19 protein-coding genes and 2 pseudogenes are annotated in these 17,910 nt (G+C 33.9%); 5 read left to right on the forward strand and 16 right to left on the reverse strand.

Features of this window, described 5'->3' with window-relative positions:
- Nucleotide 1: 1 nt before the first annotated feature.
- The 6 genes and pseudogenes from IPJ23_00840 to IPJ23_00865 all read right to left on the reverse strand — a co-directional run bounded on the left by IPJ23_00840 (nucleotide 2) and on the right by IPJ23_00865 (nucleotide 3,086).
- Nucleotides 2-520, reverse strand: a complete 519-nt coding sequence (locus IPJ23_00840) for a hypothetical protein (protein ID MBK7629284.1) — start codon at nucleotides 518-520, stop codon at nucleotides 2-4.
- Between the two features lie 10 nt (nucleotides 521-530).
- Nucleotides 531-776, reverse strand: a complete 246-nt coding sequence (locus IPJ23_00845) for a hypothetical protein (GenBank protein ID MBK7629285.1) — start codon at nucleotides 774-776, stop codon at nucleotides 531-533.
- A gap of 2 nt (nucleotides 777-778) precedes the next feature.
- A pseudogene (locus tag IPJ23_00850) lies at nucleotides 779-1,393 on the reverse strand (YdeI/OmpD-associated family protein).
- An 11-nt stretch (nucleotides 1,394-1,404) separates the two neighbouring features.
- Nucleotides 1,405-1,863, reverse strand: coding sequence for a VOC family protein (locus tag IPJ23_00855; protein MBK7629286.1), 459 nt, complete (start codon nucleotides 1,861-1,863; stop codon nucleotides 1,405-1,407).
- Between the two features lie 131 nt (nucleotides 1,864-1,994).
- Nucleotides 1,995-2,234 carry a DUF1059 domain-containing protein gene (locus IPJ23_00860; protein ID MBK7629287.1) on the reverse strand — a complete coding sequence of 80 codons (240 nt, stop codon included), beginning with the start codon at nucleotides 2,232-2,234 and terminating at the stop codon, nucleotides 1,995-1,997.
- A 78-nt stretch (nucleotides 2,235-2,312) separates the two neighbouring features.
- Nucleotides 2,313-3,086: a hypothetical protein gene (locus tag IPJ23_00865; protein ID MBK7629288.1), complete on the reverse strand. Its 774-nt coding sequence runs from the start codon at nucleotides 3,084-3,086 to the stop codon at nucleotides 2,313-2,315.
- 267 nt (nucleotides 3,087-3,353) lie between these two features.
- Here IPJ23_00865 and IPJ23_00870 point away from each other — a divergent pair, with 267 nt between their 5' ends.
- Complete coding sequence (locus IPJ23_00870; protein MBK7629289.1) at nucleotides 3,354-4,073, forward strand: inner membrane CreD family protein; 720 nt, start codon at nucleotides 3,354-3,356, stop codon at nucleotides 4,071-4,073.
- Complete coding sequence (locus IPJ23_00875) at nucleotides 4,048-4,644, forward strand: inner membrane CreD family protein (GenBank protein MBK7629290.1); 597 nt, start codon at nucleotides 4,048-4,050, stop codon at nucleotides 4,642-4,644. Before IPJ23_00870 ends, IPJ23_00875 begins: the two co-directional genes overlap by 26 nt.
- A gap of 70 nt (nucleotides 4,645-4,714) precedes the next feature.
- Here the strand turns inward: IPJ23_00875 and IPJ23_00880 are convergent, their stop codons facing one another.
- The 5 genes from IPJ23_00880 to IPJ23_00900 form a co-directional block, all read right to left on the reverse strand.
- A complete protein-coding gene (locus IPJ23_00880; protein ID MBK7629291.1) occupies nucleotides 4,715-5,164 on the reverse strand; it encodes a hypothetical protein in 450 nt (149 codons plus the stop codon).
- Nucleotides 5,165-5,231: 67 nt separating this feature from the next.
- Nucleotides 5,232-6,431: an MFS transporter gene (locus tag IPJ23_00885; protein MBK7629292.1), complete on the reverse strand. Its 1,200-nt coding sequence runs from the start codon at nucleotides 6,429-6,431 to the stop codon at nucleotides 5,232-5,234.
- Nucleotides 6,432-6,437: 6 nt separating this feature from the next.
- Nucleotides 6,438-6,974, reverse strand: coding sequence for a bacillithiol transferase BstA (gene bstA, locus IPJ23_00890; protein MBK7629293.1), 537 nt, complete (start codon nucleotides 6,972-6,974; stop codon nucleotides 6,438-6,440).
- 56 nt (nucleotides 6,975-7,030) lie between these two features.
- Nucleotides 7,031-7,879, reverse strand: coding sequence for a UbiA family prenyltransferase (locus tag IPJ23_00895; protein MBK7629294.1), 849 nt, complete (start codon nucleotides 7,877-7,879; stop codon nucleotides 7,031-7,033).
- Nucleotides 7,880-7,983: 104 nt separating this feature from the next.
- Nucleotides 7,984-11,376, reverse strand: coding sequence for a S8 family serine peptidase (locus IPJ23_00900; GenBank protein ID MBK7629295.1), 3,393 nt, complete (start codon nucleotides 11,374-11,376; stop codon nucleotides 7,984-7,986).
- Between the two features lie 189 nt (nucleotides 11,377-11,565).
- On the opposite strand from IPJ23_00900, the gene IPJ23_00905 reads away from it, so the two are divergent.
- Nucleotides 11,566-12,141 (forward strand): sigma-70 family RNA polymerase sigma factor, encoded by a 576-nt coding sequence (locus IPJ23_00905; GenBank protein MBK7629296.1) that lies wholly within the window; start codon nucleotides 11,566-11,568, stop codon nucleotides 12,139-12,141.
- 22 nt (nucleotides 12,142-12,163) lie between these two features.
- The gene (locus IPJ23_00910; GenBank protein MBK7629297.1) at nucleotides 12,164-13,234 is read left to right on the forward strand and encodes a hypothetical protein; all 1,071 of its coding nucleotides are present in this window, start codon (nucleotides 12,164-12,166) and stop codon (nucleotides 13,232-13,234) included.
- On the opposite strand, the gene IPJ23_00915 is transcribed toward IPJ23_00910, so the two are convergent.
- Both IPJ23_00915 and rocF read right to left on the reverse strand, forming a co-directional pair.
- Nucleotides 13,212-13,733, reverse strand: coding sequence for a hypothetical protein (locus tag IPJ23_00915; protein MBK7629298.1), 522 nt, complete (start codon nucleotides 13,731-13,733; stop codon nucleotides 13,212-13,214). The two genes, IPJ23_00910 and IPJ23_00915, sit on opposite strands and share 23 nt — an antisense overlap.
- Nucleotides 13,730-14,652, reverse strand: a pseudogene (gene rocF / locus IPJ23_00920) (arginase). Before rocF ends, IPJ23_00915 begins: the two are co-directional and overlap by 4 nt.
- Nucleotides 14,653-15,083: 431 nt before the next feature.
- On the opposite strand from rocF, the gene IPJ23_00925 reads away from it, so the two are divergent.
- On the forward strand, nucleotides 15,084-15,899 hold the full coding sequence (locus tag IPJ23_00925; GenBank protein ID MBK7629299.1) for a hypothetical protein: 816 nt from the start codon (nucleotides 15,084-15,086) through the stop codon (nucleotides 15,897-15,899).
- On the opposite strand, the gene IPJ23_00930 is transcribed toward IPJ23_00925, so the two are convergent.
- The 3 genes from IPJ23_00930 to IPJ23_00940 all read right to left on the reverse strand — a co-directional run bounded on the left by IPJ23_00930 (nucleotide 15,823) and on the right by IPJ23_00940 (nucleotide 17,620).
- Nucleotides 15,823-16,275 carry a T9SS type A sorting domain-containing protein gene (locus tag IPJ23_00930; protein MBK7629300.1) on the reverse strand — a complete coding sequence of 151 codons (453 nt, stop codon included), beginning with the start codon at nucleotides 16,273-16,275 and terminating at the stop codon, nucleotides 15,823-15,825. The two genes, IPJ23_00925 and IPJ23_00930, sit on opposite strands and share 77 nt — an antisense overlap.
- 972 nt (nucleotides 16,276-17,247) lie before the next feature.
- Nucleotides 17,248-17,478 carry a hypothetical protein gene (locus IPJ23_00935; protein ID MBK7629301.1) on the reverse strand — a complete coding sequence of 77 codons (231 nt, stop codon included), beginning with the start codon at nucleotides 17,476-17,478 and terminating at the stop codon, nucleotides 17,248-17,250.
- Nucleotides 17,441-17,620 carry a hypothetical protein gene (locus tag IPJ23_00940; protein MBK7629302.1) on the reverse strand — a complete coding sequence of 60 codons (180 nt, stop codon included), beginning with the start codon at nucleotides 17,618-17,620 and terminating at the stop codon, nucleotides 17,441-17,443. Before IPJ23_00940 ends, IPJ23_00935 begins: the two co-directional genes overlap by 38 nt.
- Between the last annotated feature and the right edge of the window lie 290 nt (nucleotides 17,621-17,910).

Genomic DNA, 17,910 nt, shown 5'->3' on the forward strand with positions numbered 1-17,910 from the left:
ATTAAAATAATTTACCCCAGCCAGCTTTTGGTTTTCCCAGCCAAACCCAAGCAATAAAATCTGTTATTGGTGGTTCGCCACCAAGTTCTCGTAAGCGAGTATTAATTTGGGCGCGATGATATGTGCTGTGAGAAGCTACTTGAAGTATTGTTTCTTCAAGTGTTGCAGGTACAACTTTCTTTCCAATTCTTCTTTCCATAAAAACAGACCATGGAATTTGAACTAATTTGCCTTTATCAAATTCATTTTGCAATGAGAAAAAATCGTTTAGCTTTTGTTGATATTCAAATCCCCATTTTGCAATTGACTTAAGATCAGCAAACTCTTCAGGTTTGGGAATTTCCCTTGGTGATTCATTCCACAAAAACAAAAAGGCATATTGTACTTGATGGATATGATATAGAAGCTTTTTAATTCTTTCATCTTTGTCAGATTCTGAAAATGATAAAACTTTTTTCCAGACCTCTGCATCTGCCCACTTCATATGGTTAAATAAGGTTTCTATTGCTCCCGATTTCATATTAATTCTTTCAGCAGTTTTTATTAAAAATTATATTATCTAGTTCCACCATATCATCCAGCCGAATAATTTTTCCATCAATGGTTTTAAGAAACTCAATTTTATCCTTTGAAAATAAATCCGCAATTACACATTCAATTATCTCGTTTTCATTATTATCATTTGTATAAGAAAGCTTAATGACTTGTTTTCTTAAAGCCCGGAGTTCCAGTTCATTATAAAGTCCACACGCAATAGGTTTATACTCTTTGCTCATATTTATTTCTTCATGTACTTCCAATTACGTGATTTTCCTTCAGCCATCCACTCAATCGCGGTTTCAATTCTGTGGTTCTTTGTGTCCTCAGTTTTTGCGTCAGTAATCCATTCAGCATACTCTCTTTTGTGTGATGGACTAAAAGCTTCGAAAGTTTTAACTGCTTTTTTATTTTTCTTTAATTGCTTTAGAAAATAACCTGGAATATCAATTTCTTTTTTTGAAGTTGGAGATTTTTTATAGGAAAGTTTTATTCCTTTTTCATTTAACATCATTGCTTCTTTAATGTGTGCACTAACTTTTTTATCCGCTGGAAGATCTTTTAATGACGTAATCTTTCCATAATGTCCCATCGCAGATTTAGATTTGGCAGTTGCAACAAAATTTTTATCTTTAATTAATGAGGCTTTCCAAAAACTAAATGCACAATGTTTTTTAAACGATGCCATACTGCACATTGGCCCTTTATAATAAAAATGAGGGAAACCCCACTTTATTTTTTCTTCAACATCCGGGCAACCAGTATGCACCAATTTTCTAAAATGAATTAAAACAGGTCTTGCAAACTCTGCTGCTTATGAAATATATAAATCAACCTTAGGCTCCTTATATCCCATAAATATTCTTTCTATTTATCCCACTTTTGAAGTTCTATCATATTACCTTCCGGATCTTTTACATAACACCATGTTACTTTTTTCCCATCTGATCTTTTTAATGAAATTGTTTTCCCTACTTTATTTCCGCCGTTTTCAATAACCATTTTATAAGCAATATTAACATTATTTACTTCAAATGCGAGATGAGTTAATCCTGGAGTATTTACTTTTCGGTTTTGTTTTTTAAGTACTGGAGAATATGAAAATATTTCTAAAGTCGGTCCGTTTGTTTTATAACCTGGCAATCGAAGATGAACGCCACGTAATAACACGTTTTTAATGTTAACAGCAGAATCTAAATCTTTTCCATTATACTTTCTAATTGGTGGAACGATTGAACATCCAAATACTTTGATATAAAAATCTGCAAGTCGTTTCCAATTTTTTGCAACAATGTTTGTGTGGACGTATTTGATTTTTAATGACATTAATATTCTCCATTCCGAATTAGTATTAAGCCAAAATTAAATAACAATAAACTTATCAGAAAATTACTATTTCCCATCTAGTTGTTTTAAGATTTATAATTCTTCTATTACCAAATTCCGAAAATAGTTTACTATTCGTCTTCGGGAAGGGCTTCAAATTCTTGTTTCTTGTCTGCAAACCATTTATTCATAGCATCAGGATCTTTCATTAATTCCATCATTTCATTCATCTTTTTAATATGTGCCTCATCACCCTTCTGAAACATATCCAGACCATGCTTTTTACTCAATTCAGCTATTTCCTCAAAACTGTCAGTTTTAAATTCTTTATTACAAGCCCCAGCAAGTTGATTACAAGTCATCGTTTTCATTTTTTATGCTTCCTATAAATATTTGTATAGAATTCTTTATGAAAAAAATCCCCTCACATTTGGAGGGGATTTGAAAAATTATTTTTTAACATATCCAAGATCTGGTCGTGGGTAACCATATTTATTTTCAATTGAAATAATGTACTGAGACATTTTGCCCCAAAGAGTACCTGCTTCCGCTTCCATTACTGCATTTTCTTCTTTTTGAGTTATGTAAAAATCTGCACCATCTTTATAACTTTCTGTTAATGCAATCATGTTATTATCTAATCCCAACTCGATAAGCCAAATTGTGTACCCTGAATTAATCTTTTTGTCCTCGTATAGTTTCTTCCATTCTGTTAGGATATCCATTACTTCTTTTCTGTTTTCCATTTTGTAGGTGAAGAACATCCAATGAATAAAATTTGATTCCTCCTGTTTTAGTCTTGGAGTTTTAGGCATGTAGGAATATTTAGCTGATCTTGTGGCAATAAAATCTTTACTACTTTCTATGGTGGAATTATTTTCTACCATAAACTTATTCCATTTTTCTTTTCCAACCTTTTCTATTGCAGAACTAAATATCCCTTGCATTTTATCTATTTCTGCATAATTAGCAATAGGAATTAAATAATAATAATGACCATCATCTCTTTGTGATGCCTGAATATACGGCAAGTCAAGTCCGGCTCCATTCATTAGTTCAACCCATTCTTTGGAAGTTGATTCATATTTATCCCACTTGTCAACTTTAACGGTTTCTTCGTGCACCATAAACAATTGATCGTTCATTTCTTGTGAGAATGAAAGTGTTGAAAGTAAAGACATCCCACAAATTAAAAAGATAGAGAACATAGAAAGTTTACGCATAAGGGCCTCCTTATAATGATTAATTATTATTTGTTATGACACTAAATCGGAAAAGTGTTTTATGTTGAGGAAAAACTATAGAATCCACCGATTAGTTGCAACAAGATAATTATTTATCCATAGCAGTAGTTGGTTTCGTTCAGCAGTTTGGTTTTGTAGATACACCAATCACCGATTTATAATTGACCCGATTATTACTGAACAATTTAACTCTCATCTTATCTAAACAAACAAATCACATCTTTATAATTTTTAAGGGAAAATATCTTGAAAAAAGAATCAATCACACTTCGAATAATTTTAATAGCAGCGGTAATAATAATATTGCTTGTTCCACTCTTTATGATTCAATCATTAATAACTGAAAGACAATATTATAGGGATGAAGCTGTGCGAGAAGTAAGCAAAAGTTGGGCTGAAGCACAAACTGTGGGTGGACCAATTTTAACTCTAATTGACAAAAGTGAAAATTTGGATAAAGAAGGAAACAAATTCAATACTTACATTCGACACCATTATTTGCCTGATAGTTTGATTTACAATGTTGAAGTTGTTCCTGAAAAAAGGAGACGCGGTATTTATGATATTTTACTTTACACCGCAAAAATTAATATCAGCGGATCAATTAACATAGACACTATAAGGGAAAAATTTTCAAATCAAAAATTTGATCAATCTTTTCTTTCAATTAATGTCAGTGATTTAAAGGGAATACAAAATGAACCGCAGCTAAAAATAAATGAATCCACATTATCTCTTTTTCCAGGATTAAAAAATATAGACATTTATCAAAATGGATTATTTGCAGATGTTCAGCTAAATGAAAATACAAACAAGTTTGATTTTAATTTAGAATTAAATTTAAACGGTATTGATGATCTTTCATTTTTGCCTGTTGGTAAATCTACAATGGTAAAAGTAAAATCATCGTGGAATAATCCAAGTTTTAGCGGGACGTTTTTTGCCTTTTTCAAGGACAGTCAATAAAGATGGATTCAGCGCGGACTGGAAAGTAAATCATTTTAACAGAAGTTTTCCACAAAACTGGGATGACAATGCTGAAAATATTTTTCAAAGTACGTTTGGAATAAAATTTCTAATACCAGTTGATGAGTATCAACAAACTATACGTACATCAAAATATGGTTTAATGATAATTGTACTAACCTTTCTTAGCCTTTTTATGATAGAACTTTTTGGGGAAATCACAATACATCCAATTCAATATCTTTTAGTCGGTTTGGCATTAGTTATTTTTTATTCGTTACTGCTTTCAATTTCAGAATATCTCTCTTTTGATTTTTCATATTTGATATCTTCTTTACTTGTCATCTCATTAATTAGCTTTTATGTAAAGAACATCTATAAAAGCTTTAAGGTTGGTGGATTAATTTTTACCGCATTAATAGTTTTCTACGGATTTATGTACACAATACTTTTATTACAAGATTACTCTTTATTGATTGGAAACATCGCTTTGTTCTTAATACTTGCAATAGTAATGATGCTAACACGTAAATTAAATTGGTTTGAGGTTCTAAAGTCTAAAACAACTTAGAATATAAAAAGGAGGTAGATTATCAGCCTTCAGCAACAATATATGTTGCGCTGAAGGCTGATTTTAATAATTAATTTCTTCCAAAAAGTTCTGTAAGATTTAATGTTGGGGACCGTGTTTTACTTGCAAGCGTTACATAAGTTAAAGCAAGCTCTTCTTTGCCCGCTCCAAGAACTGTACTTACCAGACCCAGCGCTTCTCCGAGTTTTTCCGGTTCAATATTTTTTGTAACACGAGTCCATATTTCTTCTTCAAGTGCGTTAAATGCTGTGTGTACTTCGTGCAAACCAAAGCCGGCATTAAATCTTTCCGTAGCAATTTGTGATGCATACTCTTTCATCGGAAGAAGTTTTTTCTCAACAACACATTGCTGAGTAAGGGTTAAAAGATTAAGTAATCTTTTTTTGTTATCCGTGGGTGATGATTTATCATAAGATTTTAAATGTGCGCAGTTTAATAATTGTGTTGCGCTTTCTAAAATTTCTGCACTTTGCGTACTTAATAATTCTTTTAAATCCATTTTAAATTCCATTTGTTTTTTATATTACAAAATTACAAAAGGTTTTGAACAGAAATAATGACAAAATCTATTTCTTAATTTTATTTACCAAACTGTTATCCTTAATAAAAAACATTAATACTGTAGTTATTAATCCTAATACAAAAGCACCGCTCCATAAAATCACTGAGCCGTAATGCTGATAAACAACTGTTCCAAGCCACGGACCTGCGGAAAAGGCAAAACTAAATGTCATTTGATAATATCCCATATACTCGCCGCGTTTATTTGCCGGTGCAATTTCTGAAGTATATGCTGCAGTAATTGGAAAGAACACCATTTCACCAAATGTAAAAACTACAATTGCTATAACAAGTGGCACTACAGTATTAGCAATTGCAAAGCCGCCAAAACCTATTCCTGCAAGTAACGCTCCAATCATTAATGATTTTTTATACGGTGTGTCATTCATCCAATTGTTAAGCGGAACTTCTAAAAATATTATCAACACAGTATTGATAGCACCAAACAATCCAAATGCCGCAGTTGTATAACCCAAGTCATCAACAATGTATAATGGCAGCGCACCAAGATGCTGGAAGAAAACAAGGTTTGCCGGAATAATAGCAAAAAGGAAAAACAAAAAACTTTTATCGTTTAGTATTTCAAATCGTAACTGTGGTTTTTCTATGCTAACTTCTTCAATTTTTTCTGCCGTTAATGAAGACCATTTTGTTGTGCTCAAATAAATTCCCGCAGCAATAGAAGCAACAGCATTTGCATAAAATAAATAATGGTAGTCTATTAATGTTAAGAATCCACCGATAACAGGGCCTACACTCATTCCGGCATTAATTGCAAGACGGTTGAGTGCAAAAGCAATTCGCCGTTGTGAAGGTGCAACAATCTCAGTAATCATAGAAAGGTTTGCCGGGCGGAATGCCTCGTTAACGGCAGCAAGTATAAAGGATGCAACTAAAATCCAATAATAATCGGATACAAATGAGTAAACAAAAAATAAAATTCCGGAACCAAACAAAGCGAACTTCATTACTTTTAATGAACCAAGTTTATCTGAAAGTTTTCCGGTTATTGGTGCGGCAAGAAATGCTGCGGCACCGTAAACAAGTAAAGCTGTTCCGGCTTCTGCGGGGCTAACACCAATTTTTTTTGTAAGATAAAGTGCAAGAAAAGGAAGAACCATTGTTCCGGAACGATTTATAAGTGATGTAAAAAACAACACCCACATATCGTGTGGAAGACCTTTTAATCCTTTATAGGGATTCATAAAAAATTACCAGCCCATTTTCTTTTTTAATTCAGTTATGTGGGCAAGATGATGTTTGCTGTGCCAGGCATAAAGTGCAAGTGTTTTGCTAACAGTAATATTTCCCCAGTCTGGATATTGCATAGTTCTTTCAAACTGTTCATCAGTTAATGAGCTTATAAGAATTACCCATCTGTTGTGAAGTAAATCTAAAAGAGTTAATGAAAGTTCTATTGGTGTTTCAAATATATCTTTCAGTTCTGCCCAAAGTTGTTCTTCATAAGATTTTATTTTGGGATTGTCTTCCGTAAGCGCAAGTTTAAATCTTACATAAGCAATTAAGTGACTATCCGGCAAATGATGAATGACTTGCCTGACAGTCCAACCACCATCACGATAAGGTGTATCTAATTGTTGAACAGAAAGATTTTCAACTTCTTTTCTTAATAATTCCGGAAGTGATTCGATTGTTTTGATAAATTTATTTTGCATTTCTTTTGTAACGATTATATTTCTATCAAACTTGCCAATCGGGTAACTTGGATCTTTTGCATCGGGACTCATTATAAATTTTTAGCGGGGAAAGTTAAGAAAAGTATGGATAAGTGACGTGCTGAAAATTACAGACCAATCAGCCGCATAATCAGAAAAACTATTAACCCAAATGTTGCGCCCAGGTAAAGCAAGCGGATGTATTTTCGTCCTTCTTCATCTTTTGATTTAAGTAGTTTAATAGCTGAATATCCAATTGCAAAATCCATTATGGTAATTGGGATTAAATATATAATTGGAAACCACTTTAACAAAAATGGTATTGTACTTAAAAAAACAACTACAAAAAATACAATCGAACTTATTTTAATAGCCGTTGTTTTACCATGTTTTATTGCAATTGAATTTGAATCAATAAGAAGATCACCTTTTACATCCATTGAATCAGCCGCAATTTCTTCTCCTAAATCTACCAGCGCTGCAATAACAGCAAAGAACATTACAATCTTATTAAATGGTAACCCGACAGAAAGGCCACCAAAAACAAAAGTCATCCCTACAGAAAAACTGACTAGAAGATTTCCAATTATTCCGTGCTTCTTAAATTTTCTATTGTACAAAAATCCTATTACCGTTAAGCCAATAGAAAACAGTAATGCTGAAACGCTTATAAAATAGCTTAACACAAGCCCTGCAAACAATAAAAATATTGAAAGGAACAAAGCTTCTGCAGGAGTGATAAGATTAGATGGAATTGGTCTATGTGGTGCGTTAATTTTATCAGTCTCTAGATCAAAGTAATCATTTGAAACAAGTATTGATGCAGAAATTAGAAAGACTGACAGAGACGCCGCTAATATTAGATTAAATGGAGCGAACTCACCAAGCGCAAATAACTGTCCGAGTATAACACAAATTCCTGCCGCAAGCGGAAGTTCAAATCGTATTAGAGTAAGAAAACCTTTTAGTTTTTTCATACACCAAAAATAAAGATCAAAACAAAAAAAATTAGTATCTGTATAAAATAAAAAGGCACGATTGCCCGTGCCTTAATTTTACATTCTACATTATAAATTCTACATTATTTTATAAGTACCATCTTCTTAGTATCAACAAAAGTTCTTCCGTTGCCAACGGCTCTTATCTGGTAAATGTAAGTACCGGATGTAAGATTAACGGCGTTAAAGTTTGCTTTTTGATATCCAGCTTCAACCGTTCCTTTAACTAGCGTTGTTACTAATTCACCAATAGCTGTGTATATAGAAATTGTAACCTCTGCTTTTTCCGGAAGAGAATATTCAATCGTTGTACTTGGATTGAACGGATTTGGATAGTTCTGGTAAAGCGTATAATCATTAGGAGCATTTACATCAACTTCAATTATCGGCGAGTAATCAAATGTTCCATCAAGATCAACTTGTTTTAATCTGTATGAGTATTTACCAACCTTTAAACCTTTATCCATAAATGAATAATTATTTCTTTCGGTTGATGTTCCTTTGCCTGAAACAAATGAAACACTAGTCCACTCATTAGTTCCATTAAGTTTTCTTTCAATCTGGAACCCACTGTTATTAGTTTCTGTAGCGGTTGCCCAGTTAAGTGTAACATTGTTTCTGTCGTTCTTTGCAACAAAAGATGTTAGCTCAACAGGTATGACTGAAATTTCCATAGTAACAGGAACAGTAACAGTAGCGTTAACAGGATCGTTACTTGTAACCACTAAATCCATTCCATAGTTACCAGCTGGATAATCTTCAGCACGGAATGTTAATTCAACAGCTACTGAGTTGCCGTTAAATAATGTACCGCTGTTAACATTGTTTGATAACCAATCCGGCTCTGAAGCAAATAGTACTGCAAGATTATTTGCAACATAATTTGCATTGTAAGCTACCTGTAGACCATCATTGCCTGCTGCATTTTCAATTCCAACCGTTGCAGAATTTAATGTTGCATTCATATTATTATAATAGAACATTATTCTTCCGTTAGCGTAAAGCACAATCTGGAATGTTAACGAACCAGTATTGGAATATTTATGCCATCCGGTAAACTGAACGATAAATTTGTTACCATCCTGTTTGTAATGCACAGTTCCTGATGAAACTCCATCAAGATCATCCCAGAAAGGGGCTATGTATTCGTTAGGAACAGCAGAATTTGGAATACCAGCATTAGTAAAAATATTTGTGCTTATTGTTCCAAAGGTCAACAAACCATTTGAACTAACATAAACTTCTGTTTTATTAACCCCGTAATATTTAAAGTTAAATCCTAAAGGAAATGGTCCGGCATATCCTTCATCTTTAGGATCAAAAGTCCCTGTAGCGACCCAAGTTGTGGCTAATGTTCCGGTGGTAGAAATATCATCCCAAACATACTGAGGACCATTTGGTTCATTGCTATCAATCCATTTATAACCAAATAAATCTGGTCCACCCTGTCCATCGATACTTAATCCGCGGACATCAATAGGGTTTTCTTTTGTAGATAGTTCATTTTGTCCATCAGAAGTATTCTGATTAGGGATTACCCTAGCACCTATCATTCCCTCTGGGAAAGTATTGTTCTCAAGAGCAACAGAAAAATCCAATGTGGATGGATTTACAGAAATATTTGAAACAGTTACTGTGTCAACAACAACTTCCATTGAATTGAGAATATGGTGCAAACTTAATGGCGCGACTGATACTTGAGGTGCTGCCAAGGTTGTTCCTGTTGCACTGTTTGATAATGGCGACCAATTGCCCCACACATCTTTTGATTTTATTGAGAAGTAATACGGTGTAGCAAAATTCAATCCTTCAACAAGATATGATTCTGATCCGCCCGCTGTATCAGGAATAGTTGTAAAAGGTAGCTGCATTGCATTATAAAATGTTGTTGAATCATTAATGACTGATGTAGAATAACGAATATCAAATCCGGTAACACCATTCATTGATGAGTCATAAGGAACTGTCCATTGTAGTGTTAAACTATTCGAAGTAGGATTGCTGGCAGATAAATCTACAATTGGATCAGGAGCCGTTGAATCAGCGGTTCCTAAACTTAAGAATGCTGCATAAACATCAATCAATCCCATTCCGTAATTATTATCTTCACCAGGGGCGCCTAAATCAACAGCTGTGTTGTACAAAGCTTCTAAAATTTGTTTGCCTGTTAGTGTTGGAGCAAATTGTTTTAGTAATGCAACTGCACCTGCAACGTGTGGCGAGGCCATTGATGTTCCACTTAACACGGTATACCCTGTTGCGGAACCGGACGAACGTACGTTAACTCCGGGTGCTGAAACTTCCGGTTTTATTAACAAAGAACCCGTACCGCCGCAAGTTGATGGGCCCCGGCTTGAAAAACTAGCAATTGGATTTGTGTTACCACCAAGATATGAAGCACCATCGATAGCGGCTGTACACATTACGTTAACATTGTTCGTATTAATGTTTTTGGGTTTTGTTATTGTTGATGTTCCTGGTCCGCTGTTGCCTGCAGAGAAAACCACGGCAATACCTGCAGCTTCAACTGCATCTAAAGTTGTTTTATAAATTCCGGAACATTCGGTAGTTACATCAGGATCGTACCAGCTATTGCTTATTACATCGGGCATATCTGTAATTGTTAAAGGATTTCCATCCGGATCAATTGCCCATTGAAACGCTGCAACAGAGTTAGATGTGTGTGGACTTGAGCAAATTGTTTTTGCAGCAATCCATTCAGCATCGGGCGCAACACCTACTGTATCGCCTGTTGTGGGTGAATATCCAACCATTGTTCCCATTGTGTGGCTGCCGTGTCCATCGCAATCACTTGGAACTGTAGTTCCGCTGACAGGATCGAACCATGCCTGATTACTTGGAACGTGATTTCCTCTCCATTTAAAATTTAATGCTGGATGGTTTGGATGAACACCTGTATCAATATCCATTACTAATCTTCCCTGTCCGGTAATTCCCTGCGCCCATAACAAATGTGCGTTAATAATTTTTAAACCCGGTTCTACAGATTCGGTACCCTCAACATAATCTTCAACTTTTTCAGGTCTGTCTAATTCCAAAAAAGCATCTAGATCCAGCTCAGCAACATCTAATCTTGTCATCAATTCGTTAATTATTTTAGGCTTTGCTTCAACCACAAACATATTAGAAATCCAGAAAGCCTGGTAAGTATAAACGTCTGCTGATTCAGAATTTGCATCAAAATATGATTTTAATCCACCCTGGGTATTTTCAGCGTTTTGTTTAAGAGCCGTAATTACTTTATATGCTCTTTGCTGCAAAGTAGATTTTTGGCTGTATAATTGTTGATCTAGTGAGGCTAAATCAACCTGGGATCTAAGGAGAACCAGAATCTTAATATAATCATTCTGGTTTGCCTTAGTTAAGGCTTGCTGCAATCTTGAACTTACCTCCACCTGTGAAAAGGTAAGGGAGACCGTAAGTGTCAAGAAAAAGAATAGTAATAGTTTTTTCAATGTATCACTCCTTTGTGTTTGATGTTCAAATTTACCAAGTAATTATTAATGCTTCAACTTTGAATGGAAATTAATTAAGAATAAAAAGAATAAAATTGTTGGGTTCATCTGAGTTAATAATTGCTTTTTTGGATTTAGAAATATAGTTTTAGAATGGTAAAATGATTAACAACTATTATATCTGAAAAAGTGGATACAGAATTTACGGACATTCAATTATTTCAACGAATCACTAATCGGGATTCCAAAGCATTAGAAACTTTGTATGACCGGTATAGCCCCGTTTTATACACTTTAGTTAAGCGTATTGTTGTTCAAAAGGAAATTGCTGAGGAAATCCTTGCTGATATTTTTGTGATTATTTGGCAAAAGAGTTCAATGTTTGATATTAATTCTGGTAATTTGTTTACCTGGCTGATAACGCTTACTAGAAATAAAGCGTTGGATTTCGTCAAACGTAAAAAATTCTTGATTACTGATGAATATAATGATGATTATGAAAACGATGTTATCATCCCTAATCTCTCTTTGATTATTCCCGCTAATGACTTAGATAAGACTTTTAATAATCGGGAAAATATTTTTGCTGCAGTCCATAACCTTACAGAAGCACAACAGTACGTTCTTTCCTTAGCATACTATGATGGTTTATCAGAATCAGATATAGCAACTAAATTGAATATCCCATTGTTAACTGTAAAATCAAAAATAAGAGTGGCACTTAACAGCGTAAAAGAAATTCTTGCAAAAGAGGGAATCCAATGATTGATGAGCAAAAATTATTGGAATGCTTCAGACAAAAGCTCTTGGTTGTATAGATGAGAACGAGAATAAAGAATTACAGGAGTTTATAGATGCCGGGCATCTTTTCCCTTGGGATGAATTAGGCAAGTTTCAAAACATTGCCTCACTTTTGCCCCTTGCATTGGAATTAGAGTTGCCAGATTCTGAACTCAAAGATCGCGTTGCTTTAAAACTGATAAAACTAAGCGAACAGCTGCGAACAAGTAAAATAATAGAAGAAGACAAATTTGAGATAGAAGAAGATGTTGAAGAACTGGTAAATGATTATACAAATATAGATGAACCTTTTGTTGAACCACCAATTGAGATTGAGACTGAAGAAACAACCATAGTTAAAGATAATTTATTAACAGAATTAGCTCCAGATGAAATAACATTTAATCTGGATGAAGTTAAATTACATGGTTTTGATGAGAGTGAAGTCTCAGAAAATAATTTAAATGAAAATGCAGAGATAGAATCACCCTTTGAGACTTTAATTGATGAAAGTCAAATTGAATATCCAAAAGTTGATGAAGTTGTTTTGCCTAGCTTTGCTGAAAGTGAAATATCAGAACATATTTTACAAGAAGATGAAATCATTGAATCACCTTTTGAAACTTTAGTCGACGAAAGCCAAATTGAATACCCGATAGCGGACGAAGCAGCTGCTAACTATGATTTACCAACAAAAGGAACACCTGAAACTATTGTTAATGAAATATCTTTAAATGAAGAATCTACAGTAACTAAAATTGTTGAAGATTCAGAAGATGCAAGTAAACAAATTGATTTTAACAAAAGAAGCGTTGCCGAAAAAATGTTCAAGGCAATTGAGCAAGACTTTGACTCATTAAAGTTTCAATATGAGGTGAGTGAAAGAAAGATTACGCGCGGACTTTTAATTGCATATATAGTAATTGCGATTCTGCTTGCAACACTTGTTTTTTCATTTTTTAAGTTTAGTTCTGATATCAATGGACTTAATAATGATATAAAAAATTTAAAGCAAAAAACTTCTTCCTCGTTGTATTATGAACACAAAACTAGTTTCATTCATACCTTTTATTCTTGAAATTTCTTGTTGTTAAAATAATTATCCCACCTAAAAATAAAAAAATTACCCAGTAATCTTTAAATATATTATACACTGCGGATAAATATAAATCCACAGTTGCTGTCCCCCGCAAAATCAATAACCAAACACCAGCAAATAAGCATAAAGCAGAAAATAGAATCGAAAGACCGCTCAGTTTAATTAATACGGTTGAGATTAATAAACTCAATCCCACTACAATTAACACTGATGGGACAAAGACAGTTCCAAAATTCCATATCTCAAATTTTGAAAATACAAAAAGAATTGTACCGATAAGAAACAGCACAGAACCAAAAAATACGCCCACTCTATAATGTTTAACATAGGATGAGTAGAAATAACTTATTCCAAACAACATAAATACATTAGCGCCAATATTTATCACATTAATTGAAACAACTCCTAATAAACTTAAAAATGTAACAACGATAAATATTATTAATATAGAAAGATTAACCACGCGAAAACTTATCACAGAATTCTTTGCCCCATGCTTGATGCAATTAGATCGGCAGCAAAAACAGCGCTACTGTTACGTATATCTAATATGGGGTTTACTTCAGCAACCTCAAGTGAATTCATACATCCACATTCTGCGATTGATTCCATGATAGAATGTGCTTCTCTGTAATTTAATCCACCTGGTACCGGAGTCCCAACGCCGGGCGCAAAATTTGGATCCACACTGTCAACATCAAAACTTACATGAATGTGATCTACTTTTTCTTTAAACTGTTTTAAAACACGACTTATAATTCTATGAACGCCTAGCTTATCAACATCGCTCATTGTGTATACGTTTAGCCCTAACTTTTTAATGTTTAATCTTTCTTGCGGATCAATACTTCTTGCAGCAATAACAGCACAATTCTCTGGTTTTAATTTTGGTGAAAATCCATATAAGTTAACAAGCTCATTATAACCCAATCCCATCGAAGCAGCTAGTGGCATTCCGTGGATGTTTCCGGTTGGAGTTGTTTCATCTGTATTCATATCGGTATGAGCATCAATCCAAATTACACCAAGTGTTAATTTGTTTTTTTTACAGTAAGATGAAATTCCGGCAATTGTACCAAGAGCCATTGAATGATCGCCGCCAATGCAAAGCGGGAATTTTTTTGTTCCAAAACTTTTTCAACTCGTGCTGCAAGCATTTTAGAAGTTTTAAGAATCTCATCTAAATATTTTAGTTTTGGGTTTGATACTTTCTGTCGTTCCATTATTTCGATATTGATATCACCGATATCCTCTACATTATATCCAAGCTGCTCAAGTTTGCTTTCCAGCCCTGCGATTCTAAGTGCGGAAGGGCCCATATCAACACCGCGTCTTCCAGAACCAAGATCAATGGGAAATCCGATCACTGTAACTGTTTGTTGTTTTTCTTTATTCATAATACACTTTTAAATAATGTAAAATCATTTTTATTAAGTTAAAGAGAATGGGCTTAATATTCCATTAAGTTATTTGCCCAATGATACACTAAATTGAGTTTGAAATTTCTCATCGGGTAAATCTAGTTGAGTTACTGAATAAACCTTTTATCAATATCTTAGCGCTGAGGGTCTGAGATATAGCGATAGGTTGCGGAGCAGAAGAAGGCGAGCTATTATTTTCCCGTCAAATTAGTCGTTAAAAGTTAATAGAGTAAAATTATTTAATTCCAAAAAATTCCTCCTGCAGGTAATTCTTTACTACTCATTTTACAAAACAACTCAAAAAATCATTTTTCAAAATCAAAATAATTGTATAAAAATTGCTGTAATTCTGGCTCTAACTAGATAGCAAAAAATCATAAACAATATCAACTAACATAGGAGGCAAAATGCTTCGAAAAATATTTTTAATTCTTGTAGCGTTTATTTTTATAACCGCAGAATTAGCTGCTCAAAAAACTCCGCCATTAGCAGCAAATCCAAAATTTTCATTTGGGGTTATGGTTGGCTATACAGATAATTTTGGAGCAAATCTTTCAGGAATGATTTCAGAATTTTCTTACGATATTCCGATGGCAATAAAATTTAGTGCCGGATATAATGTTCGTGATGCAGGCAATCCATTAGATGCAAGAAAAGTTTTCATTAATGATAACACTAATGGTGATCCTGATAAATCAGGTCATTCGATAGATTTAAGATTAGATTTTGCTTTTCCAGTAAATCTTTTTTCTATACGAAAATCATACTTGACTGTTGGACCTCGATACTCAATGCACACTTCTACTTTTGATTTTATCGGCGGTAATGAATTTTTTGATATTTCAACATCTCAATTTGGTTTGGGCGCCGGCTTAGAAACATATTTTGGTATCAGTCCAACTCTTAGTTTTGTTTTTGCAGGTGGATTTGATTATTACTTTGATGCTCAAGTTGGCGGACACGATTCCTTCTATAATCCTGATGGAACTGATGTTAGCGGAAGAGAAGGGTTTACTTATCAGGATGCGGCAAAATCAATCAATGCCCCAAAGTATGAATTTAGATTACTTGCTGGTTTAAGTTTCGGTTTAAAAAATAAAGGGCGAGTTCGTGACTCGCCCATACGATTTAACTATCTTAATAAAATCATTTTTTTGTTTCAACAAAATTGCCAGCCTGCAGTTTATAAAAATATACTCCGCTGGCAAGTGAAGCTGCATTAAAGTCAATCTCATAAATACCCGCTGGTTTTACTTCATTAACAAGCATTGCAACTTCTTTTCCTAAAACATTATAAACTATTAATTGCACATTTTTCATACTGCTTATCGCATATCGGATACTGGTAGTTGGATTAAATGGATTTGGATAATTCTGCTCAAGTGAAAATACTATTGGTAAAGTAAAATCAACCTCGATAATGTTTGAGTATTCAAACGAACCATCAAAATCAATTTGTTTTAATCTGTAATTAGATTTTCCTTCAACAGGATTTTTATCAAAGAAAGAATAAGTATGTACTTCAGTTGAAGTTCCGTTGCCTGTAATAAATCCAATCTTTTCCCAAGCATTTGGCATTTGACTATTAACGTTTGCCATCCTTTCAATTTCAAATCCAGAATTATTTAACTCAGTTGCAGTAGTCCAATTTAGAGTGACATTTCCATAAACAACATTAGCCACAAAAGAAGTTAACTCAACTGGAATTTGTGCAGAGAACGGTACAAATTTAACAATTCCTAGTGCTGAGCTATCAACACCATGATAAATATGTTCCTCAATTAATGTTGAGTCGTAAACTCGCCAATCATTGTTCTGTGCATAAATCGGATCAAGTGTGTTATTATAAAGATCATAAACATTTGCGCCTTGAATATTTCCATATATAATGTTTAACCCATCATCAGTTGTATCTGCATTTTCAATATTCCCAAGATTTGGATTTGCACCAGGCTGTCCGGAAATTCCAACTTGAATTGTTATTCCCCACCAGTTTCCATAAATAGTATTTCGGGCTATAATCGGAGCAACTACAGCAGTACCATATGTATTTATTCCACTTCCGGCTACCATTACATCTGGATTAATATTGTTGTTGTAAATCAAATTATCATGTACATAACATGTTATTGGATAGCTGCCTGTCATCGCTATTCCATAGCTGTTATTATAAATTTCATTATAGGCAATTACTGATGAAGAAGCGGACCCACCAAGTAATGTTGAAATACTAATTCCACCTGTTTTATTAAACATACCACCATGAATTGTGTTGTGCAAAATTGTTGGTGAATTGTCTCCTTGAGTTCCAATCGAAATTTGATTTTTGGACTTGTGTTTTGCGTATTGTTATTAACCAATTCATTCCATTCAATTAATGGAGAGCTTCCTGTGGTTACATAAATTCCATACTCATAAGTCCTTTCTACTTTGTTATGGATACTACGGGGTTTGAGCCGCTCTGAAGATAAACACTTCTTCTACACTTCCATAAATATGAATTTGATAGTGTAGGGCTTGCACCCGAACATCTTAAGCCGTAATAAGCATATTCAATTCTGGCATAACTGATTATGCAAGCCGTATCAACGGAAGAATCAAGAAAATAAAACCATTGTAGCTGCACCTGTTGAATCTTGATTTAACGAAGAAAAGATGATTGGATCTGTAGGGTGTTCCAACTGCTAAGAACTTTCCATTAACATCAAACCCACTAGTTGAACCTGAAAATAAAACGGTTGTTCCAGGATTAATATAAACTCGATCATTTACAGCAACAGTGATTTTTATTATTAATAGCATAATTGGGAAAGGTGCCCGCCACAACTCCGCTGGAGTTTGCAACAAGATCATCAAGATTCCAATTGACACCAGTATTTGGAGTTGTATATTGCGCAAACATTTGAGTTGATAAAATTGTAAAAAGTATAATAGTATATTTCATCTTAGCTCCGGTTTTTTATAAATAAATTATAATTGAAATTAATCATTATTAATTGTCTGAACAATTTTAATTTATATTTGTTAAATAAAATTTATTTAAAAGATCTTGCGTTAACTTCAGATATAATGGTTGAATCAAACACTTACAGCAAAATGTATGATCCCGGATTACAGTTTATACAGGTTTTCCACAGCAGGGGCTATACTCTGTTATGTGCACCAAAACAGGGTCTATTTATTGTAATCTTGATACGATCCTGAAATGGAAATTCTTTTGGCGCAGGAGAAACT

Source organism: Ignavibacteriales bacterium (assembly GCA_016709765.1).
GTDB lineage: Bacteria > Bacteroidota > Ignavibacteria > Ignavibacteriales > Ignavibacteriaceae > IGN3.

Bases quoted from the DNA above. Each gene is read 5' to 3' on its own strand.
- IPJ23_00840 (MBK7629284.1), bottom strand. From the start codon at position 520: ATGAAATCGGGAGCAATAGAAACCTTATTTAACCATATGAAGTGGGCA.
- IPJ23_00845 (MBK7629285.1), bottom strand. From the start codon at position 776: ATGAGCAAAGAGTATAAACCTATTGCGTGTGGACTTTATAATGAACTG.
- IPJ23_00855 (MBK7629286.1), bottom strand. From the start codon at position 1,863: ATGTCATTAAAAATCAAATACGTCCACACAAACATTGTTGCAAAAAAT.
- IPJ23_00860 (MBK7629287.1), bottom strand. From the start codon at position 2,234: ATGAAAACGATGACTTGTAATCAACTTGCTGGGGCTTGTAATAAAGAA.
- IPJ23_00865 (MBK7629288.1), bottom strand. From the start codon at position 3,086: ATGCGTAAACTTTCTATGTTCTCTATCTTTTTAATTTGTGGGATGTCT.
- IPJ23_00880 (MBK7629291.1), bottom strand. From the start codon at position 5,164: ATGGATTTAAAAGAATTATTAAGTACGCAAAGTGCAGAAATTTTAGAA.
- IPJ23_00885 (MBK7629292.1), bottom strand. From the start codon at position 6,431: ATGAATCCCTATAAAGGATTAAAAGGTCTTCCACACGATATGTGGGTG.
- bstA (MBK7629293.1), bottom strand. From the start codon at position 6,974: ATGAGTCCCGATGCAAAAGATCCAAGTTACCCGATTGGCAAGTTTGAT.
- IPJ23_00895 (MBK7629294.1), bottom strand. From the start codon at position 7,879: ATGAAAAAACTAAAAGGTTTTCTTACTCTAATACGATTTGAACTTCCG.
- IPJ23_00910 (MBK7629297.1), top strand. From the start codon at position 12,164: ATGCTTCAGACAAAAGCTCTTGGTTGTATAGATGAGAACGAGAATAAA.
- IPJ23_00925 (MBK7629299.1), top strand. From the start codon at position 15,084: ATGCTTCGAAAAATATTTTTAATTCTTGTAGCGTTTATTTTTATAACC.
- IPJ23_00930 (MBK7629300.1), bottom strand. From the start codon at position 16,275: ATGGCAAACGTTAATAGTCAAATGCCAAATGCTTGGGAAAAGATTGGA.
- IPJ23_00935 (MBK7629301.1), bottom strand. From the start codon at position 17,478: ATGCTATTAATAATAAAAATCACTGTTGCTGTAAATGATCGAGTTTAT.
- IPJ23_00940 (MBK7629302.1), bottom strand. From the start codon at position 17,620: ATGAAATATACTATTATACTTTTTACAATTTTATCAACTCAAATGTTT.